Here is a 25974-nt window from a genome sequence, read left to right on the forward strand (position 1 = left end):
TTGGAACACAGCCGTGCTGATTTGTTCACAAATACTTACCCTTCACTAAACATTAAGTGACGGATAGTTTTCAATATGACAAAATCAATCTCTCAAAATTCAAGAAAATGCATTATGGCACAAGATAGCAATAACCTCATCTGGATCGATATGGAAATGACCGGTCTGAATCCTGATAGCGATCGTATTATTGAAATCGCTCTGGTCGTGACCGACTCACAACTCAATGTGGTAGCCGAAGCTCCGGTATTAGTGGTGTCACAACCGGTCGCTATACTGGACGGTATGGATAAATGGAATCAATCGACTCATGCTAAATCTGGACTGATTGATAAAGTTAAAGCTTCCAAGATGACAGAAATGCAAGCTGAGGAAATTATGCTCGCTTTTTTGCAAAATCATGTTCCGCCTGCAACCTCGCCAATGTGTGGGAATTCGATTTGCCAGGATCGACGCTTCCTTGCTCGCGCCATGCCACAGCTGGAAGCGTATTTCCATTACCGTAATCTGGATGTCAGCACGATTAAGGAGTTGGCGAGACGCTGGAAACCTGAAATCATGGCTGGGTTGAATAAAGAAAGTAAGCACGAAGCGCTAGCAGATATTTATGATTCAATCAAAGAATTAAAATATTATCGTGAACATTTTATCGGCGCTTGATAGTCTCAGTATTTATCTCGGCAAGGAGAGCATTCAATGATTAATAAAACAACCTTTACTGTCACCGTTAATCCCAAAATACCGGCTCGGCTATCGCGCATGGAAGAATTAGCCAATAATCTTAGATATAGCTGGGACCGTGAGACACGTAGTTTGTTTTCTCGTATTGATCCCCGTTTGTGGGGAGCAGCCGGGCATAATCCTAAGGCTTTTCTCAGGCGAGTCGATGAGTCGTTACTGCACAAGGCTGCATCTGAACGAACATTTCTATCCAGTTATAACAGCGTGCTGTCATCTTATGATGCGTATCATGCCGAACCCTTACAGTACGACCATATCGAAGGCTTCAGCCCACCTGACCGGATTGCTTATTTTTGCTTTGAATTTGGTTTTCATGAAAGCCTTCCAGTTTATTCTGGCGGGCTCGGTATCCTGGCTGGAGACCACTGCAAGGCAGCAAGCGATTTGCGTTTACCACTTGTTGCAGTCGGATTGTTATACCGCCAAGGCTATTTCTTCCAGACCATCGACGCCCAAGGTATTCAGCAAGCCATTTATACTGATTCAGATTTTGAAGTTCTGCCGGTGAAGCCGGCTTTACATGATGATGGCTCAGAAGTCCATATACAAATAGCCTTGCCGGGACGTAACGTAATGGTAAAAGTCTGGCGGGCCATCATCGGCCACGTCAACTTGTATTTGCTGGATACGGATTTACCGGAGAACCCTGAACATGACCGCTTGATCACCCATCAGCTTTATGGCGGAGATAAAAATATGCGGATCGAGCAGGAAATCCTTTTAGGGATTGGTGGAGTCCGTGCGTTACAGAAAATGGGGATTAAACCAACCGTGTGGCATAGTAATGAAGGGCATGCAGCCTTTATGATGCTGGAACGGGCACGCAATCTGGTGCAGCAGGGACTGGATTTTGCCAGTGCAATGGAGACAGTAGCAGTCAATACCATCTTTACCACGCATACCGCTGTACCTGCAGGACATGATCACTTCTCCAGAGCTATCATGCATGACTATTTTGCTGAATTTTGTCATGACTTGAAGATCTCCTGGGAAGAATTTATGGCATTGGGACATATGCCAGGCAGTGATGACTTCAACATGACCACGTTGGCTATCCATATGTCACGCACGCATAATGGAGTTAGCAAGATACATGGCGATGTCTCCGCCCGTATTTGTCGCGATCTCTGGCCCCAAATTGAGCCAGAGGAAAATCCTATTACTTATATTACCAATGGCGTGCATGTTCCCACTTTTTTAGCGCAGGAGTGGTCAAATCTATTTTATCGATATCTGGGCTATGAATGGCGCGATAAAATGTGTGACATTGAATTCTGGTCACGTATTGATAAAATTCCTGATCATTTGTTCTGGAGTGCGCGGCAGACATTAAAATCACAAATGTTCTACGGTATTCGTGCCCGCCTGACCGAGCAGAATAGACGCAATCGCGGCTCGGAGACGCACCTTGATCGGCTCCTGGAATTGGTTGATCCTATCAATCCCAATGTATTGGTATTGGGCTTTGCGCGTCGCTTTGCAACCTATAAGCGTGCAACCTTGTTATTCGAGAATCTCGACTGGTTAAGAAAAATCCTGCTTGACCCAGAGCGACCTATATTACTCGTTTTTGCCGGCAAGGCCCATCCCGCGGATATTCCTGGCCAGGATTTGATTCGAAGAGTTAGCCAGGTAGCACGACTGCCGGAATTTGAAGGGCGGATATTGCTGGTTGAAGGCTATGATATGCGTCTTGCCAGAAGGCTGGTGGCTGGCGTGGATGTTTGGATCAATAATCCTATTTACCCGCTTGAAGCAAGCGGCACTTCCGGCATGAAAGCAGGGATCAATGGTACAATCAATTTGAGTGTGCTCGATGGCTGGTGGGAAGAAGGCTTTGACGGAAAAAATGGCTGGGCCGTTAAACCAGCTTCGGATGATACTGAAGCTGATGTGCGTGATAGAGATGAGAGTCAAGCATTCTACGAAATTCTGCAGGACCAGGTCATTCCCATGTATTACCACCGAGGAAAGTTCGGTTATTCTGCGGAATGGGTCAAAATGGCCAAATATTCCATGGCTTCTCTGCTGCCGCGCTACAACGCAACGCGCATGGTAAATGAATATATCAATAAATTTTATGCTCGTGCTCATGCACAAGGTGAGCATTATGCTCAAGATAATTTTGCGAATGCCAAAAAAGTCGCTGCCTGGAAGGCGAAAGTCAGTGCAGCTTGGGGAGGTGTTTCGCTACGGCGGCAGGATACGCCGTGTAAGCGGATTGACTTCAGCAATGCCCTACATTTCAAATTGGCGGCTAAATTAAACGGTTTGCAACCTGACGATGTGGTGGTGGAACTGCTTATTTGTCAAGAGAATAAGAAAGTGAGGTTAAACAGCTACCAGCATGTTCGTTTCAAGTTTGTGGGAATAAACGAAATGCAGGAACACTTGTTTGAACTGAATTATGTGCCTGAGTTATGTGGTAAAAAGGAATACTATCTACGCATGCATCCTTATCATCCACTGCTGACTCATCCGCTGGAGATGGGCATGATGGTATGGGTATAAAAATTTTGTGTGAAGCGCTATTCTGCAAAATGGTCCGCTTAGAGATTGTGAAAAAAGGCGGAGCAAGCATTTAAAGCACGGGACGGGCGGAGTGCAGCTATCAGAGAACGAGCCTGATGAGCTTCGATAAAACTAAATTTTAGCGAGTCTGTGAGGCGGGAGAGATGGGAGTGCCGTCCAATACAGCGATTGAAGGATGCAATAAATTTATTCACATCTTTCAGGTCAGTGTCAGTGATATTGACATCATGTTTACACCACATGGGCCTCGCCTGATCTCTCATCCCCTCATATTATTCCATTTCTAAAGCAAACCTGACTTTGTCGGCTTCTCCTTGCTGTGATTTATACAGTTTGCTGCTCACCTTCGCCTCATGTTTGATGAGAAATGAAACGAGCGTCCCTTGCTATCATTTGATTTGCGATAGCGCAAATTTCTTCTCCTGATTTAAGAAATCCAGCTTAATTTATGCATCAAGTATCACTGTGAGAGGAAAATTGCATGCAATTGCATTATTGCCTGCTTTATTTGTTACCGATTAGCATTAAAAAAAGCTAGATTGGTATACTCAACTGATCCTCCTCCGATAACGAACAGAGCATGGAGGTGAAATGTTAAGCTGCTCTAATACTGAAAGTTCTTTCTAATGATTGATATGTACGGGTAATTATCTCTCATCCTATTAAAAACAAGGGAATAGGCATGGTGCTTTTAGCTCGCATAATGATAACGACATTCAGCATGATGGCGTTCATTCCCATGTTGATCCTTCCCACAGAAGCGGTGGAGGCAGCTGAAGCACCCTTGAATTACTTTTTATATAGTGATGGGCCGGCTGCCAAGCCAACCATGTATCTTGGCTGGGTGCTTACGGGTTTGTCGCTAGCCATTTGCCTCATTATTACCCTACTTCTGCTAGCAGCCTTGATCCGTAAACGACCCAAAATGGATCAGCGTGCCATCGGTAATGAGGGTAAAGGGATACACTGGATATACATAGGCACAGGAATTTCTACCCTCATTCTATTCGGGCTGGTAATTTATTCGTTCATGGTTGTGAACAAAGTTGCCAAACCTTCGCAGCCAACGATGCTTGCCTTTACCGTTACAGGGTATGGGTGGTGGTGGAAGATCGAATATGAACATGATGATCCTGCGCAGCGATTTGTTACTGCAAATGAACTGCATATTCCTGTGGGGCAACCTGTTCGTATCAAGCTCAAGAGTGCAGATGTTATTCATGCTTTCTGGGTACCGAAGCTTGCTGGAAAAACACAAATGGTACCAGGCCTGATCAATCAGCAATGGCTTCAGGCAGACAGACCTGGCATCTATAGCGGGCAATGCGTTCAGTTTTGTGGTGTGGGCCATGCACATATGGGGCTGGAAGTTGTAGCAGAAAGGGCTGAGGATTTTGAGAAATGGCTGGTGGCACAACAACAAATGGCGGCATCTTCTGCGATATCAAATGAAAAGCCAGGATACGAGCTGTTCATGGAACGATGTGCTGGCTGCCATACCATCCGGGGAACCGATGCTCAGGGTAAACATGCCCCTGATCTGACTCATCTTAACTCACGTCATCGGATCGCAGCCGGGTTGTTAATGAATACGCCTGATCAGTTGATGGAATGGATCATGCATGCCCAGAAACTTAAGCCAGGATCACGCATGCCAAGCTTTGCTTTATCAGAACAGGAGGCTTCAGTGCTTGCGTCATTTTTATCGACATTGGATTAGAGGAATATGGCGATCTCTAATAGGACACATCGTCGCGGGAATGAGCACTTCGAACGTGTTCCGGAGTTAGGTCGTGCCCCTATCGGCTCGGAAGAAGAGGCGCGCCTGGCGAATATCTGGAAATCAGAGCCAGGTTGGCGCGGGTGGCTTTCTACGGTGGATCATAAGACGATTGGCCTGCGTTATCTTGTTACTGCATTTATATTTCTGCTGATTGGCGGGATTGAGGCACTCATGATTCGAGCGCAACTCGCTCTACCCAATCAGACTTTATTAGCACCGGAACAATATAACCAATTATTCACGATGCATGGCATCACGATGATTTTTCTTTATGCCTTACCCATATTGTCTGGATTTTCCAATTATCTGTGGCCACTATTGTTAGGTTCTCGGGACATGGCTTTCCCGCGTCTTAATGCGCTTTCTTACTGGATCTTCCTGTTTGCAGGTATTTTCATGTACATGAGTTTCCCGCTGGGGCTGGCACCCAATGCAGGTTGGTTTAATTATGTGCCTGTTTCCGGCCCTATCTATAACACCGGCCCTAATATCGATGTGTTTGCGCTGGGTATGGTGCTGTTGGGAATTTCCACGACGGTTGGATCAGTGAATTTTGTTGTCACACTGTTCAGAATGCGTGCGCCTGGCATGACAATTAATAAAGTGCCCATTCTGGTCTGGGGTACACTCGCGGCATCAGTCGCTAATCTTATGACTATCCCGGCAGTTAGCCTCGCGTTTTTTCTATTATGGATGGATCGTCAGTTTGGCACCCAATTTTTTGATGTGGCCAATGGAGGTAAGCCACTGCTGTGGCAGCATCTATTCTGGATTTTTGGTCATCCGTGGGTGTATGCCATCGTTCTTCCTGCCATGGGCATCGTGTCTGATGCGCTGCCAACTTTTTGTCGGCGGCCTCTGGTTGGCTATACCGCGGTGGCGCTGGCTACTATGGCAACCATGTTGATAGGCTTTTTAGTATGGATGCATCACATGTTTGCCACGGGCTTGCCCACTGTTTCCTTATCCTTATTTGGTGCGGCTAGCATGGCTATCTCAATCCCGAGCGCGGTTGCTGTGTTTGCCTGGATCGCCACTATCTGGACGGGAAGACCGGTATTCCAAACACCATTTTTGTTTTTTGCCGGCTTTGTCATTCTGTTTGTGATCGGTGGCCTGTCCGGTGTCATGGTGGCGGCGATCTCGCTTAATTGGCAACTTAACGAAACATACTTTGTGGTGGCTCACCTGCACTATGTTTTGCTGGGTATTAATGTATTTCCGGTAATAGGCGGGATTTACTATTGGTTTCCCAAATTCACTGGCCGCATGATGAATGAGAAATTAGGCAAATGGAACTTCTGGGTCATGTTCATTGGTTTTAATCTAGGATTTTTCCCAATGCATATCGCTGGTCTGCTCGGCATGCCGCGACGTATCTATACTTACTCATCCCGCATGGGATGGGATAGTGTTAATCTGATTACATCCATTGGCTCCTTTATCCTGGCAATTGGAATCCTTCTATTTATTATCAATGTCATTATTAGCCTTAAGCGCGGAAAGAAGGCGAGTTCAAATCCTTGGGATGCTGCCACGCTCGAGTGGTCGATGTCTTCGCCACCACCTGCTTATAATTTTGCGGTTATCCCTGCTGTCGCAAGCCGCCATCCATTATGGGAAGATCGGTTAGAAGAAGAGGGCGCCAGACGATCCAATCTGGCTGAAGGCTATATATTGATGAAGGGGCATGAAACATTAAGTACCTCGCCTATCGATGCGAGACCGTTAGTCATCTTTAAAATGCCGGGGGATTCCTATACGCCATTTTTTGTGGGATTGCTTGTGTCATTGCTATTCCTCGGTCTGCTGCTTCATTGGTGGATCTTCACCGGTTTAATGGCGACAGCAAGCTGTATTGCCTTAATTATTTGGATGTGGCCGCAAAAAACGCTGGCACAACGCACAGTATCAGGCACTGCTCATCCTTTGCAAGGAGATTCATAAATTAACATGGACACATTCGATCATTACGCTTTGCCAGTTGGAAGTGCCGGCAAACTCTCAGCAGGGTGGTGGGGTGTTTGGGCATTGATTGTGACGGAAGGGGCTTTGTTTGGGTACCTCCTGTTTGTATATTTTTATCTCGCGACTCAAACTGATGAGCAATGGCCTCCGGAAGGGCTGCCCAGCCTGATCGTACCAACTATAAACACCGTTATTTTACTTGTTAGCAGTGCTTTTGTTTGGGCGAGCGAACGTTGCATTCGACTAAGGCAAATTAATCGGAGCATCGGAATAATGATGCTGGCAATCATATTGGGCATCTGCTTTGTAATGGTCCAACTCACGGAATGGAGCAATAAAGCTTATGCTTTAACATCGAATTTATATGGGTCCTTATATTTCACGATTACCGGATTTCATTTATGCCATGTAATTGTCGGGATTGTGGTTTTAATGTTATTGCTGATTTGGCTATCGCTAGGTTATTTTGATGATAAGCGTCATGCTGCGGTCACAATTGGTGGTGTTTATTGGCACTTTGTCGATGCGGTTTGGTTGTTTGTATTTACTACGTTATACCTCTCTCCCTATTTATAGGAGATGAAAAGTTCTAGTAGGAGCAAGATAGCGCGATTAACCTGAAAATATTGAGGCTTATGAATCCATACAAAACATTACTAGCGTTATTTGGTGCGCCCGCGGCATGGACTGTGCAGATGCTTTTATGCGAATCACTTACATCATTCGCCTGTTATCCACATCAGGCTCCACTTTCTGCTCCTCAGTGGGCCAATCTGCCGCTGATACTGATGATAATTTGTGTGGTCTGCTTGTCGTTCAGCCTGATCTCTGGCTATGTCGCATGGCATTTATGGCAGCAAGCTCACCGCTCAATAGCGGAGGCTGGCTCAAGCAACCAGGCTATTAAAGTTAGTGGCGGACAGTCCCAATTTTTAGCAATGCTCGGAGTCATGTCTAGCTTCATTTTTATCGTAGCGATTTTATTTACCAGTTGCGCTATTTTATTAGTACCGCTTTGTAGCGAGTGGACTTGATTCAGATGATATCAATAACCTCGTTCTCTCATATCATTAATAAAATTTCAGGCAAACTGATGCGCCATTGCTGGATTTTTTATGCAGTCGGTCTGATCGCTGCAAGTGTTCAGGCTGCTGATCCTGAGATGATTGCACGGGGTGCCTATCTTGCCAAAGTCGCTGACTGTGAAAGCTGTCACACCGCAGGTTCTGGTCATGCTCCTTTCAGCGGCGGTTTGCCCATTAATTCACCCTTCGGCGTAATTTATTCGACTAATATTACACCCGATCCTACCACCGGTATTGGCCAATATAGTTATGAAGAGTTTAGCAGGGCGGTTAGAGAAGGGGTGGCAAAAGGCGGGAAGCGCCTTTATCCAGCGATGCCTTATCCTTCGTTTGCTGCCACGCAAGACAGGGATATTCAGGCCTTGTACGCTTATTTCATGGAAGGGGTAAAACCAGTTCATCATATTCCACCCCAGACTGAACTCCCTTTCCCCTTCAATCAGCGCTGGACGTTGAGATTCTGGGCGATGATATTTGCCACGCAAAAACCGTACGAACCGCGTGCCGATCGTGATGAGAGATGGAATCGCGGTGCGTATTTAGTGCAGGCACTCGGGCACTGTGGCGCATGCCATACCCCACGCGGTCTGGCATACCAGGAAAAAGCCTATTCAGAATGGTCGCCCGATTATTTAAGTGGCTCAGTAATCGAGAATTGGTCGACAGCGGATCTGACCGGTAATCCAGCATCTGGTTTGGGCAGATGGTCTGAAGCAGAAATTTCTACCTTCCTGGAAACAGGTCATAGCCGATTAGGGATTGCATTTGGCAGCATGGTAACCGTGATTGAAAACAGCCTGCAACATTTACTGAAAGAGGATCTGGATGCGATTGCCCATTATCTTAAATCACTTCCAGCTGGAAGGAAGGGCAGATCATATTACCAGCCGCTAACTACACAGAACGAGCTCATCCTAACCGGATTAGAGACAGGGGTCGATAAATTTGAGCACCCTGGCGCAGGGGTGTATGCAGGATTTTGCGCCAAATGCCATGAAGATAATGGAATGGGCAGGCTGCCAAGAATTTCACGGTTAAGTGGCAATTCGATGGTTCTTTCCGAAAATCCTGTTTCTATTATTCGTCAAGTACTGGAAGGAGGGAAAGGTCCCTTAACGAAAAAAGGGCCTAAACCCAAAAAAATGCCGGGTTTTGCCAAAAAATTATCTGATCGTGAGATCGCAGATGTCTTGACCTTTGTGCGCAATAGCTGGGGTAATACAGCCCCTCCAGTGATACCTCGTGAAGTATCTATCGTACGAAAGGAAATGTTGCAAGAATAATCCGCCAGGAATAAATCTGCCAGGCAGGCAATGATCGCGCGAGGATAAGCACAGTGATATCCTGGTCATCTAACACATACTCAGCAGTCTTCGGAGCGTACGACACGCGCAGGGGTTTCAGGTTGCAACGTCACGTGATCTATGCCGTAATGCTGCAATAGCATATGACGCAGATCGTCCAGAATATCGTCCCATTGGTTAAGATCAAGCAGCACCACGTGGGCGGATAGTGCGAATCGCTGCGATGTCAATGACCAGATATGCAGGTCATGTACCGACAACACTCCTGGCCTGGCTGCCATCTCAGTGCCAATGGCTGTCAGCGACAACCCCAGTGGGACACCTTCCATCAGACCGTGCAGCACTTCGCGTAACAGACGCAAAGTGGAATACAGGATAAACGCGACAATGAGCAGCGATAGCAGCGGGTCGATTACGGTCCAACCGGTGAAGATGATCACCAGCCCAGACAATATGGCGACGATAGAGGCTAGCAGGTCGCTCAAAACGTGTAACGCAGCGGCACGTTGATTCAGGTCAGTCTCACTATGCCCTAGCAGGTACAGTACGAGCACATTGAGTGCCAGGCCAATAAACGCCACAGTAGACACGACCTCTCCTTGCACGGGCAGTGGTTGTTGCAGCCGTTCAATGGCGTTGATGATCACAATACTCACCATTATCAGTATTAATAGGCCATTGATTAAAGCTGCAAGGAACTCTGCGCGGCCTAGCCCATAAGAATGGCGTGGCGTCGGGCGACGTTGCGCCAGCCAGGCTCCAAGTGAGGCGATCAGCAGCGCACTGGTGTCGGTTAACATATGCCCGGCATCGCTTAGTAATGCCAGCGAATTCGCCCACCAGCCCACGCTGGCTTCTATCGCTGCGTAGATGAGCGTAATGCCGGCAGCGAAATAGAGGCGATGCTGGCTATTGTGGAGATGAGGTTGCTGGTGGTTGGGATGTCTCATGCTATTTCGCTGTACGGCAAGTGATCATGCAACTTAATACCTGGTACGCTACCGTAGTCAGCGGGAAGTTTGGCAGTGATTTCATATTGCAGCATATTAACGTTCTCTTTACTGGGTGATTGTTAAGAGACATTTATTCCATTTCTAAATCAAACCTGGTTTGGTTGGCTTCACCTTGCCGTTTTATTGTTACTGTCTGCGGCCGCCTTCGTGTCAGGTTTAATTTGAAAATGGAATTGTTTCTGTTTTCGTTTACTAGCACTTCGTCTCGCTTGATGGCTTGTTCAGACTTTCCCGGCTATGAGGTAAGCGCAATCTCCAGATTATCGATTAAGCGGGTCTGGCCCAGCCAGCCTGCGCCGAGGATGACCAGATCCGTGTCGCTGGTATTGGCTGGTAGCAGTGTTTTACGCTGTTGCAAGGCAATATAGTCGACCTTCCATCCCTGCTTGGCGAGCTCACATTTTGCCCACTCTTCTAATAGCCGGAGATTATGATCGCCTTGTTCTATTTTTTGTTTCACATGAAACAGTGTGCGAAACAAATGACTGGCTTGCTGTCTTTGGGACTTGCTCAGATAGCTGTTGCGTGAACTTAACGCAAGACCATCTTCTGCGCGCACTGTTTCACCCGCCATAATCTCGATAGGTAAATTCAATTGCTGCCCCATCTTTTGCATCAGATGCAGTTGCTGATAATCTTTTTTGCCAAATATGGCGATATGTGGCTGGACGATATTAAACAGTTTTAGCACAATAATTGCTACACCTCGAAAAAAACCAGGGCGGAATTGCCCTTCCAGCGTATCAGCTACGGCCGGGAGCAGTAGTTGAAATTCCTGAGGAGTTGGATAAAGTTCTTTTTCGTCAGGTAAAAACACGATTTCCACCCCGAGCTGCTCCAAAAGCTGACAATCAGTTGTTTGGGTGCGTGGATATCGATCAAAATCTTCGTGCGGGGCAAATTGTAGCCGATTAACGAAAATACTGACGACGGTACAGCCTGCATGCTGCTGCGCCAGTTGAACCAATGACAAATGACCCTGATGCAAATTGCCCATGGTCGGTACTAATGCTATGGACGATTCACGTTTAAGGCGGGTTCGCAACGATGCAATATTACTAATGATTTCCACGGCCAGTGCTTTTGCTTTAGAAGAAATGATATGAGTGATTAGAAAGTATGTTCTGCTGCGGGGAATTTTCCTGCCTTGACTTCTTGTACATAATGTTCGATCGCGGTTTGGATGCTTTCAGTGCCTATCATGAAATTTTTGACAAACCGGGGTTTATTGCCTCGATAAATGCCCAGCATATCATGCAATACGAGTACCTGAGCAGAGCAATTGGCTCCTGCGCCGATACCGATAGTGGGAATAGACAACTCCCGGCTAATTCTAGCAGCTAAAGCTGCTGGAATCGTTTCCATAAGCAACATGCCTACCCCTGCTTCCTGTAGTAGCATAGCGTCATTCAGAAGTTGTTCAGCTTCGTTGGTGGTTCGTCCCTGGACTTTGTAGCCGCCCAACTGATGAACCGACTGTGGCATCAAGCCGATATGAGCACAGACAGGAATGCCGCGCTGAGTAAGAAAGTCGATGGTGTCAGTCATAATTTGACCACCTTCAATCTTGACCATCTGTGCGCCTGCGGCCATGAGTCTGGTTGCATTCATGAAAGTTTCTTCAGGTGACACCTGGGAAGTGCCAAAAGGCATGTCAACCATGATGAAGGCTTTGTTTGATCCGCGCACCACGCACTGAGTATGATAGATCATATCATCCAGCGTGACGGGTAATGTGGTAGTATGGCCCTGCATGACATTGCCTAGTGAATCACCTACCAAAATAATATCGACGCCGGCATTTTCCAGTATGGCTGCAAAGGTCGCATCATAGCAAGTCAGTGCAGCGATCTTATTGCCTGCTGCATGCATTTTTTGTAAGGTATCTCGAGTTATTCTCATGACGGTTTAGTCCATAATGACTTATAGATATTCTCTCAGGCCACAGTTGAAATATTCCCGCGCACCTCTCATCTGATTAAGACGCTGGAGTAACAAGTTGAAGTCGGCCGTGTTGTTGGCAAAATTGAGATTCTCGCTATTGACGATGATGACAGGTGTTTTTTCATATTGATGAAAAAACTGTGTGTAGCTACTCGATAACTTATATAGATAATCTTCGGATATATTTTTCTCATAAGTACTGCCACGACGCTTGATACGTTCTAACAGTTTTTCTGGTGAAGCCTGAAGATAAATGACGAGATCAGGAGAAGGTGCTTGGGGCTGTATTTGAGAATAAATTTTCTGATAGAGATCATATTCGGATTTGTTCAGTGTCATACGAGCAAATAATTGATCTTTCTCCAATAAAAAATCACTGATCATTGGTTTTGAAAGAACGTCTGCCTGCGTCACATACCGGAATTGATCAATACGTTGCAGTAAAAAGAATAGCTGCGTAGGTAATGCGTAGCGCGAGCGGTCGCTATAAAATTTTTCGAGGAAAGGGTTTTCTTCCGGGCGTTCCAGCATTAAGGTACATTCCAGATGGTCTGCCATATTCTGGGCAAGACTGGTTTTGCCAGCGCCAATTGGGCCTTCAATAGCAATGTAGTGATATTTTTCAAGTATCATGATGATGAAATATATTCAAGTCGTTGTTGTGTACATGCGACCAGTAGCTCGCTAACCAACCCCTGGCCAGGAATTTTACAACCACGTTCGATTTCCATAAGTGGCTGTAATACGAATGCGCGTTCATGCAAGCGGGGATGTGGCAAGACCAGACCTTCCTCATGACATTGCAGATCATCATATAACAATAAATCAAGATCGAGAGTGCGCGGCGCATTGGGATAAGTTCGAATACGCCCGCAACGCCGTTCAATTTCAAGTAAAGCCATAAGGAGGACCCGCGGCATAAGCATTGTTTCGATGTGGACAACTGCATTAATGAAATCAGGCTGATCAACTGCCCCCATCGCTGCGCTGCGGTATAGGGAGGATTGCCTTATCAAGCGGGAGTCAGGAAGCTCTGTTAGCAGTGAAATGGCTCGTCTGATTTGAAATAAAGGGTTGTCCAAATTGCTGCCTAGTCCGATAAAGGCCTGACTGGCTGATTGAGTCGGAATGGATGGTATCAGATCATTTTCCATGATAGCCGCTAAATTGGTGACGTCGCTTTTTTATGGTCTGTTGTTCCGGCTGATTTGCGTCGACGGTTTCTTTTGCGTCGTTTGGGTGCCGTTTCCTTTAACAGCATCGCTTCGCGTGTAGCGGTATCAGCATGCTGGAAAATTTTCCACCACTGTCCTACTTCCATATCGAGCTCGCCACTTTCACAGCGTAATATAAGAAAATCATATGCCGCACGGAAACGCGGATGTTCAAGTAAGCGGAATGGCTTATGTCCTGCTCGCATCAGAAATCGTGGCTGTAATGTCCAGATATCATAAATGATGGAATCCAGCCGCCGTGGAAGAGCGAGCTGCTGACGTTGTAATGTTAATATTTCAACCATAGCCAAATGCAGTGCAGGCATAGATTTTTCTCCAGCAGCCTGGTGTTTATTCCAGGCTGCCAGCACTTCATGCCAGAGTAGCGTTGCAAACAAGAAGCCTGGTGAGATGGGTTTGCCCTCCTGCACGCGCTTATCGGTATTCTCAAGTGCCAAAGTAATAAAGCGTTCACCTAGGGGTTGCTCAAGAATGACATCCAGCATGGGAAGTAAACCATGATGAAGTCCGCGCATACGTAAATCCAAAACGCAAGCAAGCGAGTGGCCAGACATTAATAGTTTTAGCATTTCATCGAATAATCGGGCTGCTGGCACATTCTGCAACAGGGGTGCCAAATCGCCTATGGGCACTGCCGTCTCTTCATCAAGCTGGATATCAAGTTTGGCAGCCAGCCGAACTGCTCGTAACATGCGCACCGGATCTTCCCGATAACGTTGGGTAGGCTCGCCAATGATGCGCAAGCGTTTTGCCTCGATATCCTCATAGCCGTTGAGATAATCAAGAATTTCTTCGGTAGCGGGATTATAAAACAACGCATTAACTGTAAAATCCCGCCGCATCACGTCTTCTTCTTGACTGCCAAAAATATTGTCCTGCAGTAAACGCCCATGTTGATCAGCATGGCTCTCAGCATTTATTTCCATACTGCCATTAATAGGGTAATTGGCACGAAAAGTGGACACTTCCACAATCTCGCTGCCATAAGTGACGTGTACCAGTCGAAAACGTCGCCCAATGATACGAGAACGGCGGAACAACGCACGTACTTCCTCGGGAGTCGCATTGGTTGCGACATCAAAGTCCTTGGGCTCCAGTCCCAGCAATAAATCACGAATGGCGCCCCCGACGACAAATGCAGAAAACCCGGCTTGTTGTAACCCTACAGTTACCTTTAATGCACCTGGACTAATTTGATTGCGGCTAATGCAATGTTCCTTGCGAAGTATCGTGCGCAACACTGGGACAGCGTTGGCAGTAGATGAATTGCGCGTGAAAATACGTTGAAAGAATTTATGGATCATTGCAAGATGCTGAAAGGATCAGTCACGGATTCTCCTGAAATCTGTAATGGGATGAGCGTGTAATGGAACGATTCTCAGGCGAGGCAAATTCTTTCCTGCAGCTAGGCGCATTGCCGCATTCTCTGCTAATGCGATGCATCCTATCTGCCTTAGCGATTTTACTATGCGGGCAAGTGAAAAGTTTTTAAAGCTATCTTTATCTGTCATGGGATGGGTTTGCCAACCAAGCGTTCAACTGCAATGCTAGGATTATACACTTGGTGATGTATTCAGATTAAGTGGTTCATTTTATTTAAATTAACCACACTCGTCATGGGTCGAATACCCCGATTTTAAGGATGGGTTATCAACAAAACGAGAGCAGAAGTCAAATGAGAGTTTTAACGAAAACGGAGAGAAATGCAATGTTCGGAAGAATGAGTGTGGTTGGCGAGCAACAACACCGATGAATCGAATCAAAGGGATGCTAAAATTAAAATAGGCATAATATTCATGCCATTGTTAGAAATCCGTTGGGCGATCCAGGATAACTCGATCATAGAGCGGCTGAAAGCGAATAACAGCAGAATAAGCACAAAAAATTAAAGTAATCTAGTAATAGTGATGGTAATGCTAAGCGGATATATAAGCAAATGAGCGATTAATTGATAGCAATTAAGTTATTATGAGAAATGAAATTGGGGAAGCTGACCGATAAGCCGGATTCTGTCGTGGACAGTCATTCCTCTAGGTGCCCAGTTACCTGGGTACTCAAGCAACCTACCCGCAGGCTCAGCGAGCCGCATCATAGCCTGCCTATTTGGTCTTGCTCCGGATGGAGGTTACCGCGTTTCACCGTAACTTAATACGCTCGTCTCTGTGGCCCTGTTCCTCGCCTCACAACGGCCGGCCGTTAACCGGCATCCTGCTCTGTGGAGTCCGGACTTTCCTCTCCCTGTTTGCACAGGCAGCGACTGTCTGGTCAGCTTCTAGATATATTTTATCAAGTTCTTGTATAAGGAATGATAAAACTTTATCCTATAACAGTCCGTTGATTTCCTTTAATACTTCTTCATCGAGTTCCCCAACTTCGGCTTTGAGGCGTAATTGCGACATCAAATAGCTGTAATATGCTTGCGCCAAATCTCTGCGTGCGGCAAAGTATTGCTGTTGAGCATTTAAAACATCCACTTCTACCCTGACACCCACTTCCCTTCCTAGTATGGTGGAATCCAACTGGCTCTTGCTGGTTGTAAGTGCCTGCTTTTGAGCTTTGATCAAGGCAATACCATTGGTTACATTCAGAAATTGCTGACGTACCTGCAAACCAATGGTGCGCTTAGTATTTTCCAAATCCTGACGTGCCTTATCCCGATTGGCTAATGCTTCACGAATGCGAGATTGCACAGAAAGCCCTTGGAAGATAGGAACATTAAGCTGCAGACCTACTGATTTCGATTCTAAATTGATACCAACCCCGGTAATGGCCCCCCCAACGCCTTGCTGATTACTGTACTGAGCGACCAGATCAAGCGTTGGATAATGTCCCGCCCTTGCTTTTTTGATATCCTGCTCGGCCAGATCAAAGGTGAACTGCTGTATTTTGAGGGAAAAGTTTTTCTGCTCAGCCAAGGCTACCCACTCTTCCATGTTCTCGTAGGGGAGGGTAAGCGGAGCTGATACTATCTTGTCTATGCTGGTACTGATTAACTGGTCTGGAAATCGGTTGATGATTCCTTGCAGGGCGCGCTTGTTAACTTCGAGCGTGTTTCTAGCCACAATTTCTTGCGAGACCGTCAAATCATGACGAGCTTGTGCTTCATGCGTGTCTACAATCGTGGCAATACCCACTTCAAAGTTGCGCTTGGCTTGCTCCAGTTGTTCACTGATGGCTTTTTTCTGGCTTTCCACGACCTCAAGATTGGCCTGGGCAATAAGCACATCAAAATATGCCTGTGATACGCGCAATATCAAATCCTGGGCAGCCAGAACAAATCTGGCATCAGCTTGTGCAACCTGGTTTTTCGATTGCTCATAGATAATAAAATTTTCAATGCGAAAAAGCGGCTGCGTGGCTGCAAGGACGATCCCTCGATTTTTAATCACTCTTTCTGGACCGAAGTTAGTATCGATATACTGATTCTGACCTGTTCCAGTGAAATTAATGTTAGGAAGCAATCCTGCCCTGCCTTGCGGCAGTTTCTCCTGCGCTGCGATATAGGCAGCCCGCTCGGCACCATATTGCGCATCCTGCTCCAGCGCTTCACGGTAAATATTCATGAGGCTCGCTGCTTGCGCGGGTGTTTGCAGGATGATGCCGATAGCAACAAGCATAACGACCAGGTGCCACGGATTTTTCATGAGTACTTTTAGCAAAATCCTTCCAGACAGTGAGCGATATTAATCCACTTCTCTGTGAAAAGTAAGCTAATGTATTGGATCGAATGCATTAAAAAGTAAATCGTTGAGGTTGCAGGGCGTTTCTCAGGGAGGCTGTGCAAGTTTCAAACAGTATATTTGTCTCGTAGACGTTGGGCGCTACACAGGTGATCAGCATGGCTTCCATCAAAGGTTCTTCGCCGACAATCGCAAACAGACGCCCCCCAGGATTAAGGTTTTTCTGGAAAGCTTCAGGTAATATGGGTGTGGATGCGGTAAGGACGATGACATCATAAGGGCCGTGCTGAGGCCATCCCTGGGCTGCATCCCCTTGTTCCAGGATGACATTAGTAATGCCATGGGTCTGGAGATTCATTTTTGCTATACTGCAAAGTGTTGGCACAATTTCAACACTATACACTTGGGCGCCCAGCTCTGCCAGTAATGCTGTCATGTAGCCGCTGCCGCTGCCTACTTCGAGAATTTTGTCGGTTTTTTTGATACGTAATTCCTGGAGGATTCGCGCCTCCATTTTGGGTGTCAGCATAACTGCACCATGATCTAAAGGGATTTCCATATCTGCGAAAGCAAGTGAACGATAGGCTGCCGGCACGAATTCTTCGCGCCGCACTTTGTAAAGTAAATTGAGAATGGTTAAATCCAGAACATTCCAAGTTCGGATTTGTTGTTCCACCATATTGAAGCGGTTTTGTTCGAGATTGGTGTCGAGTTTCATAATCATTATTTTTATGGATGAAATAATCAGGCTTGCAATTATTTCATATTTCTATTAGTTTCACAGCTTCAGCTAGGGGTCCGCACTTGGAGATTAAATTGTGGTGCGCAATAAACTTGTTAGCAACATCTATTTTTTTCAGGCTCCAAGTGTCGGTGAGACAGTCCCTTAATACCTGATGCGGATAATGCCGCCGTAGGGAAGCTAGGGATATCCGCTTGCTCCTTACGGTATTTTGAGGAGCATAATATGAATACAATTATTTCAGAGTTAGGAAAATTTACCAGCGAAACGGCGCACGTGGATGAAGCTGCGATCAAGCCATTGCCCAATTCGCGCAAGATTTACGTAGAGGGTACTCGTCCTGACATTCAAGTCCCTATGCGGGAGATCAGTCAATCGGATACAGCCATCAGCAGTGGCACAGAAAAAAATCCTCCCATTTATGTGTACGATACTTCTGGGCCCTATACGGATCCTGCGGTTAAAATCGATATTCGTGCGGGATTATCTCCCTTGCGGGAAAAATGGATCGATGAGCGTGATGATACTGAACGGCTTTCAGGGTTGACATCAGCTTATAGCCGGGAGCGTTTGAATAATCCGAAGCTCTCACAAATGCGTTTCAATCTCCAACGTCCGCCGCGACGCGCCAAGACAGGCATTAATGTGACCCAGATGCACTATGCCCGCCGTGGCATGATTACTCCTGAAATGGAATATATTGCGATCCGGGAAAATCAGCGACGGGAAATGATGGAGGCGCAAGGCAATGAATTACTCGTTCGCCAGCATACTGGCCACGATTTTGGTGCGGCGATCCCGCGCTTAATTACTCCCGAGTTTGTGCGCGATGAAGTCGCACGTGGACGGGCCATTATTCCCGCCAATATCAATCACCCGGAATCCGAGCCGATGATCATCGGGCGTAATTTTTTAGTCAAAATCAACGCCAATATCGGAAATTCTGCGCTGGGTTCCAGCATTCAGGAAGAAGTCGAGAAAATGACCTGGGCAATCCGCTGGGGAGGGGATACGGTCATGGATCTTTCCACTGGTAAAAATATCCATGAAACGCGCGAGTGGATTATTCGTAACAGCCCGGTACCGATCGGTACGGTACCTATTTATCAGGCATTGGAAAAAGTTGATGGCAAAGCAGAAGAACTGACGTGGGAAATATTCCGCGATACTTTGCTTGAGCAGGCGGAACAAGGGGTGGATTATTTTACCATTCATGCTGGAGTGCGTTTACCGTTTATTCCCATGACCGCCAAACGTATGACTGGCATTGTTTCACGTGGCGGTTCGATTATGGCTAAATGGTGTCTTGCGCATCACCAGGAAAGTTTTCTTTATACTCATTTTGAGGAAATCTGCGACATTATGAAGGCCTATGACGTCAGTTTCTCGCTGGGTGACGGACTCCGGCCGGGCTCGATTTATGATGCCAATGATGAAGCACAATTTGCTGAATTGAAAACATTGGGTGAATTGACGCAGATTGCCTGGAAACAAGATGTGCAGGTGATGATCGAAGGGCCGGGTCATGTCCCTATGCATTTGATCAAAGAAAATATGGATCTGCAGCTTAAATATTGTCAGGAAGCTCCTTTTTATACCTTGGGACCGCTTACGACCGATATCGCGCCAGGCTATGATCATATTACTTCTGCCATTGGTGCCGCTATGATCGGCTGGTATGGTACCGCCATGCTATGTTATGTGACGCCTAAGGAGCACTTGGGGTTGCCTGATAAAGATGATGTCAAGGACGGTATCATTGCGTATAAGATTGCAGCCCATGCGGCTGACCTGGCTAAGGGGCATCCTGGCGCACAGATTCGTGATAATGCGCTTTCCAAGGCGCGCTTCGAGTTCCGCTGGAATGATCAATTCAATCTCAGCCTGGACCCGGATAAAGCCAAGCAATTCCATGATGAAACACTGCCGCAGGAAGGAGCTAAACTTGCTCATTTCTGTTCGATGTGTGGTCCCAATTTCTGCTCAATGAAGATTACTCAGGATGTACGCGACTATGCAGCGCAACAAGGCATTAGCGAGGATGATGCGCTAAAAAAAGGCATGGAACAGAAATCTACCGAGTTTAAAGAAAAAGGCGCGGAGATTTACAGTAAATTATGATGGTTTTTTCGTATCGTTTATGGTTATTTTTTAAATCTTTGAACCAAAGGCCGACATGGATTGGCCGATACTGATCAAAGCGCTGATTCTTGGAATTGTTGAGGGGTTGACTGAGTTCCTGCCGATTTCTTCCACAGGCCATTTGATCCTGATGGGTGATTTGCTTGATTTTAATGATGACAAGGCCAAGGTCTTTACTGTAGCCATTCAATTGGGCGCGATACTGGCAGTATGCTGGGAATATCGCGCCCGACTGACAGCAATCGTAACCAGTATAGGTTCAAAAGAGTCGAATCGTTTCCTGTTAAATTTATTGATTGCTTTTTTGCCCGCTGCCATCCTCGGTTTTTTATTTATCAAGACGATCAAATCTTACTTATTTCATCCCTTACCGGTTGCCATGGCGTTGATCATCGGGGGCATATTAATTTTATGGGCAGAACGCCGTGATCATATCGTTGATGTTAAGCAGGTAGAGGATATGGATTGGAAACATGCGCTGAAAATTGGCTGTGCCCAGTGCCTTGCCTTGATTCCAGGCACTTCCCGTTCAGGGGCCACGATTATTGGTGGTTTATTTTTTGGCTTATCACGTAAGGCAGCAGCCGAATTCTCCTTTTTTCTGGCGATCCCGATTATGTTTGCCGCTACCTTCTACGATGTGTATAAAAGTCGCGATCTGCTGCAAATGGAAGATTTGAGTATGTTTGCGGTTGGTTTTATGGCTTCGTTTGTAAGTGCATGGCTCGCGATCCGTGGATTGCTGCGCTATATCAGCCATCATGATTTCGCTCTCTTCGCATGGTATCGCATCGGATTCGGCATCATAATCCTGATAACGGCTTACACCGGACTTATTGCCTGGTCAACAGGTTAATTTACATGTAGGGTGCAATAAGTGCAGAGCATCGCACCAGATTTACTGCATAATGCCCGCAGCTTATTGCACCCTACGGTCTGGTTAATCAGGTAGTAGCGGTCTCCAGCCGCTTGAGCAAGCGCCTGAACGGCGCTTCTACTGAAGAATAAGCACCGATCGAAACATTAACTTTGTACCCAAGGCAGATCCGCCGCCTTCCAACCGCCTTTACGACCGCGGTGGCCCGTTTCATCCTTATCGCCTTCAAAGCCTTCCAGGATATTGTAGCAATTAGGAAAATCTGACTGAGTGGCGACAGTGGCTGCATAATCTGAACGTCCGCCGCTACGGCAAAGAAACATGATCACATCGTCTTGCTGTACTTTTTCAGCAACCTGATCAATAAAATTTGGATTAGGTTGCATGCCTGGGTAAGTCTTCAGCTCGACTTCGATGGCGCCAGGAATGCGACCAACCCAGTCCAGTTCGGCTTTACAGCGAACATCAATCAACTTGGCATTGGGAGTTGCTTGTAACAGTGTGAATGCTTCGGCAGGCAATAAAGCCCCTTTGTAAGGTAAATCCATCTCCTCAGCCCGTTCATGTGCTTTTTCCAATATTTTGCTTGCGTTTTCCATGTGTCTATTTCAATCGGTAAAAGGAGAAGTGTAATCAAAGTGAAGCGCTGAGGCAAAAAAAGCCATGAATAATAATCTGAACTGATGCTATCCAAGCGAATCTCATATAATTTTACTTCTCAATCAAACCAGATTTTGTCGGCTTGTCTCTGTCATATTATTGATAGTGTCTGCGGCTCGCTTTCGCGTGAGGTTGGATTTGAAAATGAAATAATGTATTGTACAAATTAACTTTCTTTGTTGGTATTCTGAAAAAACACTATGTTCTATCTGATATTGGTTATCCTGCTGGTTATTTTAGTGGTCGGACCTTCTTATTGGGTGAAACACATCATGGAGAAGTATAGCCAGCCGGATGATCGTTATGCTTGTACGGGTGCGGAACTGGCTCGCACCTTGCTCGATCGGGCAAATTTACAACAAGTTAGGATCGAGACTACAGAACTGGGTGATCATTATGATCCCTTGGAAAAGGTGGTTCGCCTTACTTCGGATAAATTCAATGGTCGATCGCTCACCGCGATTACGGTAGCGGCGCATGAAGTAGGGCATGCTGTTCAGGATCGGGATGATTACTTGCCGTTAAAAATGCGCACCAGGCTGGTGAGACTGGCTGCACCAGCGGAAAAAATGGGAGCGAGTATCCTCATGTTGGCGCCGCTTGTAGTCGCATTAGTCCGTGTACCCCTGGCCGGTGCATTATTTTTGGTTGGCGGGTTGTTAACGTTAGCGACTTCAACGTTAGTACATCTGCTTACCCTTCCGATGGAAATGAATGCAAGTTTTGTGCGTGCTCTACCGCTTTTGGAGCAAGGAAATTATCTCAAACAAGGTGATGCACCGCATGCCCGCAGATTACTTAAAGCGGCTGCCTGGACTTATGTTTCCGCTTCGCTTATGACATTACTCAATATCGCACGCTGGTGGGCGATTATTCGGAGGTAGCGATAGGGTAGAGGTGCCGCCGTAGAGATAAATGCATGACGTCAACTATAGAATCTCAGAGTGATGGCAGCAAATGTTATGATGTACGGACTTGCCTGATAAGTATGCTAATGGCTTCTTTAACGATGCGATCTGAAATCAAGAGAGGATAGTGATGACTAATAATATCAGCGGATGGGCTGCGCTCGATGCCAAGCAGAAACTCGAGCCGTTTACTTATGATGCTGGGCCGCTAGGATTGGAAGAAATTGAGGTTGCGGTCGAATTCTGCGGTTTATGCCATTCTGATCTTTCCATTATTAATAATGATTGGGGATTATCGAAATACCCGGTTATTCCGGGGCATGAAGTCGTGGGCCGGATTGTGGCAGTCGGTGATCACGTCAAAGAACTGAAGATCGGGCAGCGCGTTGGTATTGGCTGGAATGTCAATAGTTGTATGCATTGTCATGAATGCTTGACCGGTCACCATAATCTTTGCCTGCAAGCGGCACCGACCATTATCGGCCATTATGGCGGCTTTGCAGAGCGCGTGCGCTCCCATTGGCTGTGGGCCATTCCGTTACCCAATGCGCTCGAAATATCTTCTGCCGGGCCGCTGTTGTGTGGTGGCATTACTGTTTTTGCCCCGCTGCTGATCCATGGCATCAAACCGACAGACCGGGTGGGTGTTGTTGGGATTGGCGGGCTCGGTCATCTTGCGTTGCAATTCGCCCGTGCCTGGGGGTGCGAAGTGACGGCATTTACTTCGAATCTATCAAAAGCAGAAGAAACCCGGGCATTTGGCGCCCATCACGTTGTTTCCAGTCGTAACAACGCGGAAATCCGCAAGGTAGCTAATTCGCTTGATTTCCTGATGGTTACTGTCAATGTGCCGCTCGACTGGACATTGCTGCTCAAAACGCTGAAACCGAATGGTCGTATGCACGTGGTAGGTGCCGTGCTGGAGCCGATGCCTATTCCGGCATTTGAGTTGATCATGGGACAGAAGAGCGTGTCAGGTTCACCCACCGGCGGACCAGCTATGTTGGCAACCATGCTGGATTTTGCCGCCCGACACCATATTGCACCACAAGTCGAGCATTTCCCGCTGAATAAAGTCAATGATGCTATCGGGCATCTGGCAGCAGGTAAGGCAAGGTATCGGATCGTGCTGGATCATGTGGGTCCATTCTGAGCTAAGCCCAATGCCAATTCTGCCGCGGATACGTTTTTCAACCACTTGTGATGATGGTTATTTTTTCCTTTTGGCGCGAGGATGGGTGTTATCGTAGATCATTGCAAGATGTTGAAAATCGAGGTGGGTATAAACTTGAGTGGTGCTAATGCTGGCATGGCCCAACATTTCCTGTACTGCCCGTAAATCTCCGCTCGATTGCAGCATATGCGAAGCAAACGAATGGCGTAAGGCGTGAGGAAAGGTGTGAGTGCTGAGATTCTGCTGGTTGGCGCGAGTCTGGAGGCGATACTCGACTGCACGAGGGCTGATTCGTTTGCCGCGGAGCGATAGAAAGAGTGCAGTTTCTCCAGGCGCCAGCATCGCTGCGCGTTGCTTCAGCCATGCTTGTAGCGCTTGCAAGGCATAACTGCCGACCGGCACCACCCGAGTCTTGTTCCCTTTTCCTCGAACCCGCACCGTGCCCTCAGTAAAATCGATATCTTCGGGTTTGAGCTGCGTTAATTCTGTCAACCTTAAGCCAGAAGAATAAAATAACTCGAGCATGGCACGATCCCGAATACTGAGCTGATCTTCCTGCTCGAAAGCCATCAGTTTGACTGTTTCATCTGGAGAAAGCGCGTGTGGCAAGTTTTTGGGGGATTTGGGGACTCGCATGCCATTGCAGGGGTTATCGACATAGCCATGATGACGGATTAAATAGCGATAGAAGCCTCGCCAGGCAGAGAGCATTCTTGCAAGACTCCGGCCGGAGAGGCCCTCTCCATGAAGTTTGACGATGAAGTGCCGGATATTATGAGCGCGCAGCTGATTTAAAGAGGTTGCTTCAGATAATTGCAGCAGAATAGCCAGATCTCTTGCATAACTTTTTTCTGTCAATGCGGACAGTCTGCGCTCATTGGTCAGATGGGCGAGATAAGCGCTGACCAGGACGGTTTTCTCTTCAGGAGCGTGGGAGTTCATGTACCTGTGCTTCAATATTCCAACACCCCAGGCGAATGAGCGCACCTGCAATGAGCTCGCTTAACCTTTCCAGATAAAGCGTGCCCATATCAGGATAAAACCGTTCCAGCTCTGGACTACCGATGACCAGTAACCCAAAGGTATGTTTCCTGCGTAGCGGGAGGAGGGAGAAGGACTGTAACTGAGGTGTTTCATCTCCAAACCATTGCTTGATCTCGTCTGTTAAATGCGGACCACAGTAAGGCTTTGCCATGCTTTCAACAGCGGTGCGCACGGTCTCACTGACTGGCGTGAATTCAGGGCGCTGCTGATTGTCAGGGGAATCTTTCAAAAACCACAAGCGAACAATGACTTGTTGGATGGAAAAATTTTCACGCAGACTGTCATTTAACCTGTTCAGCATTTCTTCGAGCGAATTGGATTCCATCAAAGCAACCGACAATTGGTGCATTTTTTCACCAATCATGTCGTTATTTTCTCCGATGCTGATGAGTTCATGCAGTTTCTCTTGCAGCAAGCGGTTTTTTTCCCGTAACGAAACCATCTGGCGTTCATTGATCGAAATCACCCGATTCTCGTAAGGATGAGGAATCCTGACATCTGCCAGCATTTCAGCATATTCGACAAAAAACTGCGGGTTTTTCCGCAGATAGTGCGCAACATTTTCTGGTTTCATAATGACATCCTGATCAATTCCGGTTCATAGGGCAAAAATGGGGATATTAGCGTATAAATTCATAAACTGTGTAAGCACTTTTACATCTTTCTCATCATTCCAGATGGCCATAGAAGAAAATGATTGGTCTATGGGCTCACAAGAGTTGCCCCTACAACAAACGATCGAGGTAAGCATACAAATGAAGATTTGCTGCTGGCAGCAAATTATTAATATGAAAAAAATCACTTCTTTTTCAACCAGACAGATATAAAAAATAACAATAACATCAGGTCGAGCATACGCAGATAGTGGCAAAATGCGGCCTGTTAAAGTTAATCCTTTCAGAGAGTTGGGTTGCTCATTAAAAGTGGCTCTGACTGAAAACGCAAGCATTTTTCCTGCAATGTGCCAATTAAAAGATGTAAATGACCGATTTTTCCTTCCCTAATCATTCTTCCAGCAGGGTGTTATTTTTTTTACTATGTTAGGTTAATCCAGTAGGTTGTTATTTTTTACTATATTAGGTCAACAATGTTGCAGATTAACAACACAATCCCCTCAAGAAGATTTGATCACTTGCGTACAA

At 46.6% G+C, this 25974-nt stretch carries 22 protein-coding genes, 1 other RNA gene and 1 riboswitch; of the genes, 11 read left to right on the forward strand and 12 right to left on the reverse strand.

The window, feature by feature from the left end:
- Positions 1 to 114 precede the first annotated feature (114 nt).
- From orn to BM283_RS06090, 7 genes are all read left to right on the forward strand, one after another.
- A complete protein-coding gene (orn, locus tag BM283_RS06055) occupies positions 115 to 660 on the forward strand; it encodes an oligoribonuclease (RefSeq protein WP_090690849.1) in 546 nt (181 codons plus the stop codon).
- Between the two features lie 36 nt (positions 661 to 696).
- Positions 697 to 3252 (forward strand): alpha-glucan family phosphorylase, encoded by a 2556-nt coding sequence (glgP, locus tag BM283_RS06060; RefSeq protein ID WP_090690852.1) that lies wholly within the window; start codon positions 697 to 699, stop codon positions 3250 to 3252.
- Between the two features lie 760 nt (positions 3253 to 4012).
- The gene (gene coxB, locus BM283_RS06070; protein WP_175492046.1) at positions 4013 to 4993 is read left to right on the forward strand and encodes a cytochrome c oxidase subunit II; all 981 of its coding nucleotides are present in this window, start codon (positions 4013 to 4015) and stop codon (positions 4991 to 4993) included.
- A 6-nt stretch (positions 4994 to 4999) separates the two neighbouring features.
- A complete protein-coding gene (gene ctaD, locus BM283_RS06075; protein ID WP_090690861.1) occupies positions 5000 to 7003 on the forward strand; it encodes a cytochrome c oxidase subunit I in 2004 nt (667 codons plus the stop codon).
- Positions 7004 to 7009: 6 nt separating this feature from the next.
- Positions 7010 to 7600 (forward strand): cytochrome c oxidase subunit 3, encoded by a 591-nt coding sequence (locus BM283_RS06080; RefSeq protein ID WP_090690864.1) that lies wholly within the window; start codon positions 7010 to 7012, stop codon positions 7598 to 7600.
- A 59-nt stretch (positions 7601 to 7659) separates the two neighbouring features.
- Positions 7660 to 8058, forward strand: coding sequence for a hypothetical protein (locus BM283_RS06085; protein ID WP_090690866.1), 399 nt, complete (start codon positions 7660 to 7662; stop codon positions 8056 to 8058).
- A 59-nt stretch (positions 8059 to 8117) separates the two neighbouring features.
- Positions 8118 to 9392, forward strand: a complete 1275-nt coding sequence (locus BM283_RS06090) for a c-type cytochrome (RefSeq protein WP_254776214.1) — start codon at positions 8118 to 8120, stop codon at positions 9390 to 9392.
- An 80-nt stretch (positions 9393 to 9472) separates the two neighbouring features.
- Here the strand turns inward: BM283_RS06090 and BM283_RS06095 are convergent, their stop codons facing one another.
- The 9 genes from BM283_RS06095 to BM283_RS06135 form a co-directional block, all read right to left on the reverse strand.
- Positions 9473 to 10363, reverse strand: a complete 891-nt coding sequence (locus BM283_RS06095; protein ID WP_090690869.1) for a cation diffusion facilitator family transporter — start codon at positions 10361 to 10363, stop codon at positions 9473 to 9475.
- 298 nt (positions 10364 to 10661) lie between these two features.
- Positions 10662 to 11498, reverse strand: a complete 837-nt coding sequence (gene panC, locus BM283_RS06100) for a pantoate--beta-alanine ligase (RefSeq protein ID WP_090690871.1) — start codon at positions 11496 to 11498, stop codon at positions 10662 to 10664.
- A 38-nt stretch (positions 11499 to 11536) separates the two neighbouring features.
- Positions 11537 to 12328: a 3-methyl-2-oxobutanoate hydroxymethyltransferase gene (panB, locus tag BM283_RS06105; protein WP_090690874.1), complete on the reverse strand. Its 792-nt coding sequence runs from the start codon at positions 12326 to 12328 to the stop codon at positions 11537 to 11539.
- A 21-nt stretch (positions 12329 to 12349) separates the two neighbouring features.
- Positions 12350 to 13003, reverse strand: a complete 654-nt coding sequence (locus BM283_RS06110; protein WP_090690877.1) for a deoxynucleoside kinase — start codon at positions 13001 to 13003, stop codon at positions 12350 to 12352.
- Entirely contained in the window at positions 13000 to 13524 is a 525-nt protein-coding gene (gene folK / locus BM283_RS06115) for a 2-amino-4-hydroxy-6-hydroxymethyldihydropteridine diphosphokinase (protein WP_090690879.1), read from the reverse strand. Before folK ends, BM283_RS06110 begins: the two co-directional genes overlap by 4 nt.
- Before the next feature lie 8 nt (positions 13525 to 13532).
- A complete protein-coding gene (gene pcnB, locus BM283_RS06120) occupies positions 13533 to 14909 on the reverse strand; it encodes a polynucleotide adenylyltransferase PcnB (protein ID WP_090690881.1) in 1377 nt (458 codons plus the stop codon).
- Between the two features lie 678 nt (positions 14910 to 15587).
- An RNA gene (gene rnpB, locus BM283_RS06125) (RNase P RNA component class A) lies at positions 15588 to 15878 on the reverse strand.
- A gap of 48 nt (positions 15879 to 15926) precedes the next feature.
- Positions 15927 to 17249: a TolC family outer membrane protein gene (locus BM283_RS06130; protein WP_090690884.1), complete on the reverse strand. Its 1323-nt coding sequence runs from the start codon at positions 17247 to 17249 to the stop codon at positions 15927 to 15929.
- 88 nt (positions 17250 to 17337) lie between these two features.
- Positions 17338 to 18003 (reverse strand): protein-L-isoaspartate O-methyltransferase family protein, encoded by a 666-nt coding sequence (locus tag BM283_RS06135; RefSeq protein WP_090690958.1) that lies wholly within the window; start codon positions 18001 to 18003, stop codon positions 17338 to 17340.
- A gap of 64 nt (positions 18004 to 18067) precedes the next feature.
- Positions 18068 to 18222, forward strand: a riboswitch (TPP riboswitch).
- Between the two features lie 30 nt (positions 18223 to 18252).
- Between BM283_RS06135 and thiC the strand changes: the two genes are divergently transcribed.
- Together thiC and BM283_RS06145 are read left to right on the forward strand one after the other, a co-directional pair.
- Complete coding sequence (gene thiC / locus BM283_RS06140) at positions 18253 to 20148, forward strand: phosphomethylpyrimidine synthase ThiC (RefSeq protein ID WP_090690885.1); 1896 nt, start codon at positions 18253 to 18255, stop codon at positions 20146 to 20148.
- A 55-nt stretch (positions 20149 to 20203) separates the two neighbouring features.
- Positions 20204 to 21025, forward strand: a complete 822-nt coding sequence (locus tag BM283_RS06145) for an undecaprenyl-diphosphate phosphatase (protein WP_090690888.1) — start codon at positions 20204 to 20206, stop codon at positions 21023 to 21025.
- 167 nt (positions 21026 to 21192) lie between these two features.
- On the opposite strand, the gene BM283_RS06150 is transcribed toward BM283_RS06145, so the two are convergent.
- Complete coding sequence (locus BM283_RS06150) at positions 21193 to 21645, reverse strand: rhodanese-like domain-containing protein (RefSeq protein WP_090690890.1); 453 nt, start codon at positions 21643 to 21645, stop codon at positions 21193 to 21195.
- A 261-nt stretch (positions 21646 to 21906) separates the two neighbouring features.
- Between BM283_RS06150 and BM283_RS06155 the strand changes: the two genes are divergently transcribed.
- Positions 21907 to 22590, forward strand: a complete 684-nt coding sequence (locus BM283_RS06155) for a zinc metallopeptidase (RefSeq protein WP_090690893.1) — start codon at positions 21907 to 21909, stop codon at positions 22588 to 22590.
- Between the two features lie 154 nt (positions 22591 to 22744).
- Positions 22745 to 23767, forward strand: coding sequence for an NADPH-dependent aldehyde reductase Ahr (locus BM283_RS06160; RefSeq protein ID WP_090690894.1), 1023 nt, complete (start codon positions 22745 to 22747; stop codon positions 23765 to 23767).
- 57 nt (positions 23768 to 23824) lie between these two features.
- On the opposite strand, the gene xerC is transcribed toward BM283_RS06160, so the two are convergent.
- Together xerC and BM283_RS06170 are read right to left on the reverse strand one after the other, a co-directional pair.
- Entirely contained in the window at positions 23825 to 24730 is a 906-nt protein-coding gene (gene xerC / locus BM283_RS06165; protein ID WP_090690896.1) for a tyrosine recombinase XerC, read from the reverse strand.
- Complete coding sequence (locus BM283_RS06170; RefSeq protein ID WP_090690898.1) at positions 24711 to 25406, reverse strand: DUF484 family protein; 696 nt, start codon at positions 25404 to 25406, stop codon at positions 24711 to 24713. The genes xerC and BM283_RS06170 overlap by 20 nt, the downstream gene beginning before the upstream one ends.
- Positions 25407 to 25974: the final 568 nt, after the last annotated feature.

This window comes from Nitrosomonas sp. Nm34, assembly GCF_900113925.1.
Classification (GTDB): Bacteria; Pseudomonadota; Gammaproteobacteria; order Burkholderiales; family Nitrosomonadaceae; genus Nitrosomonas.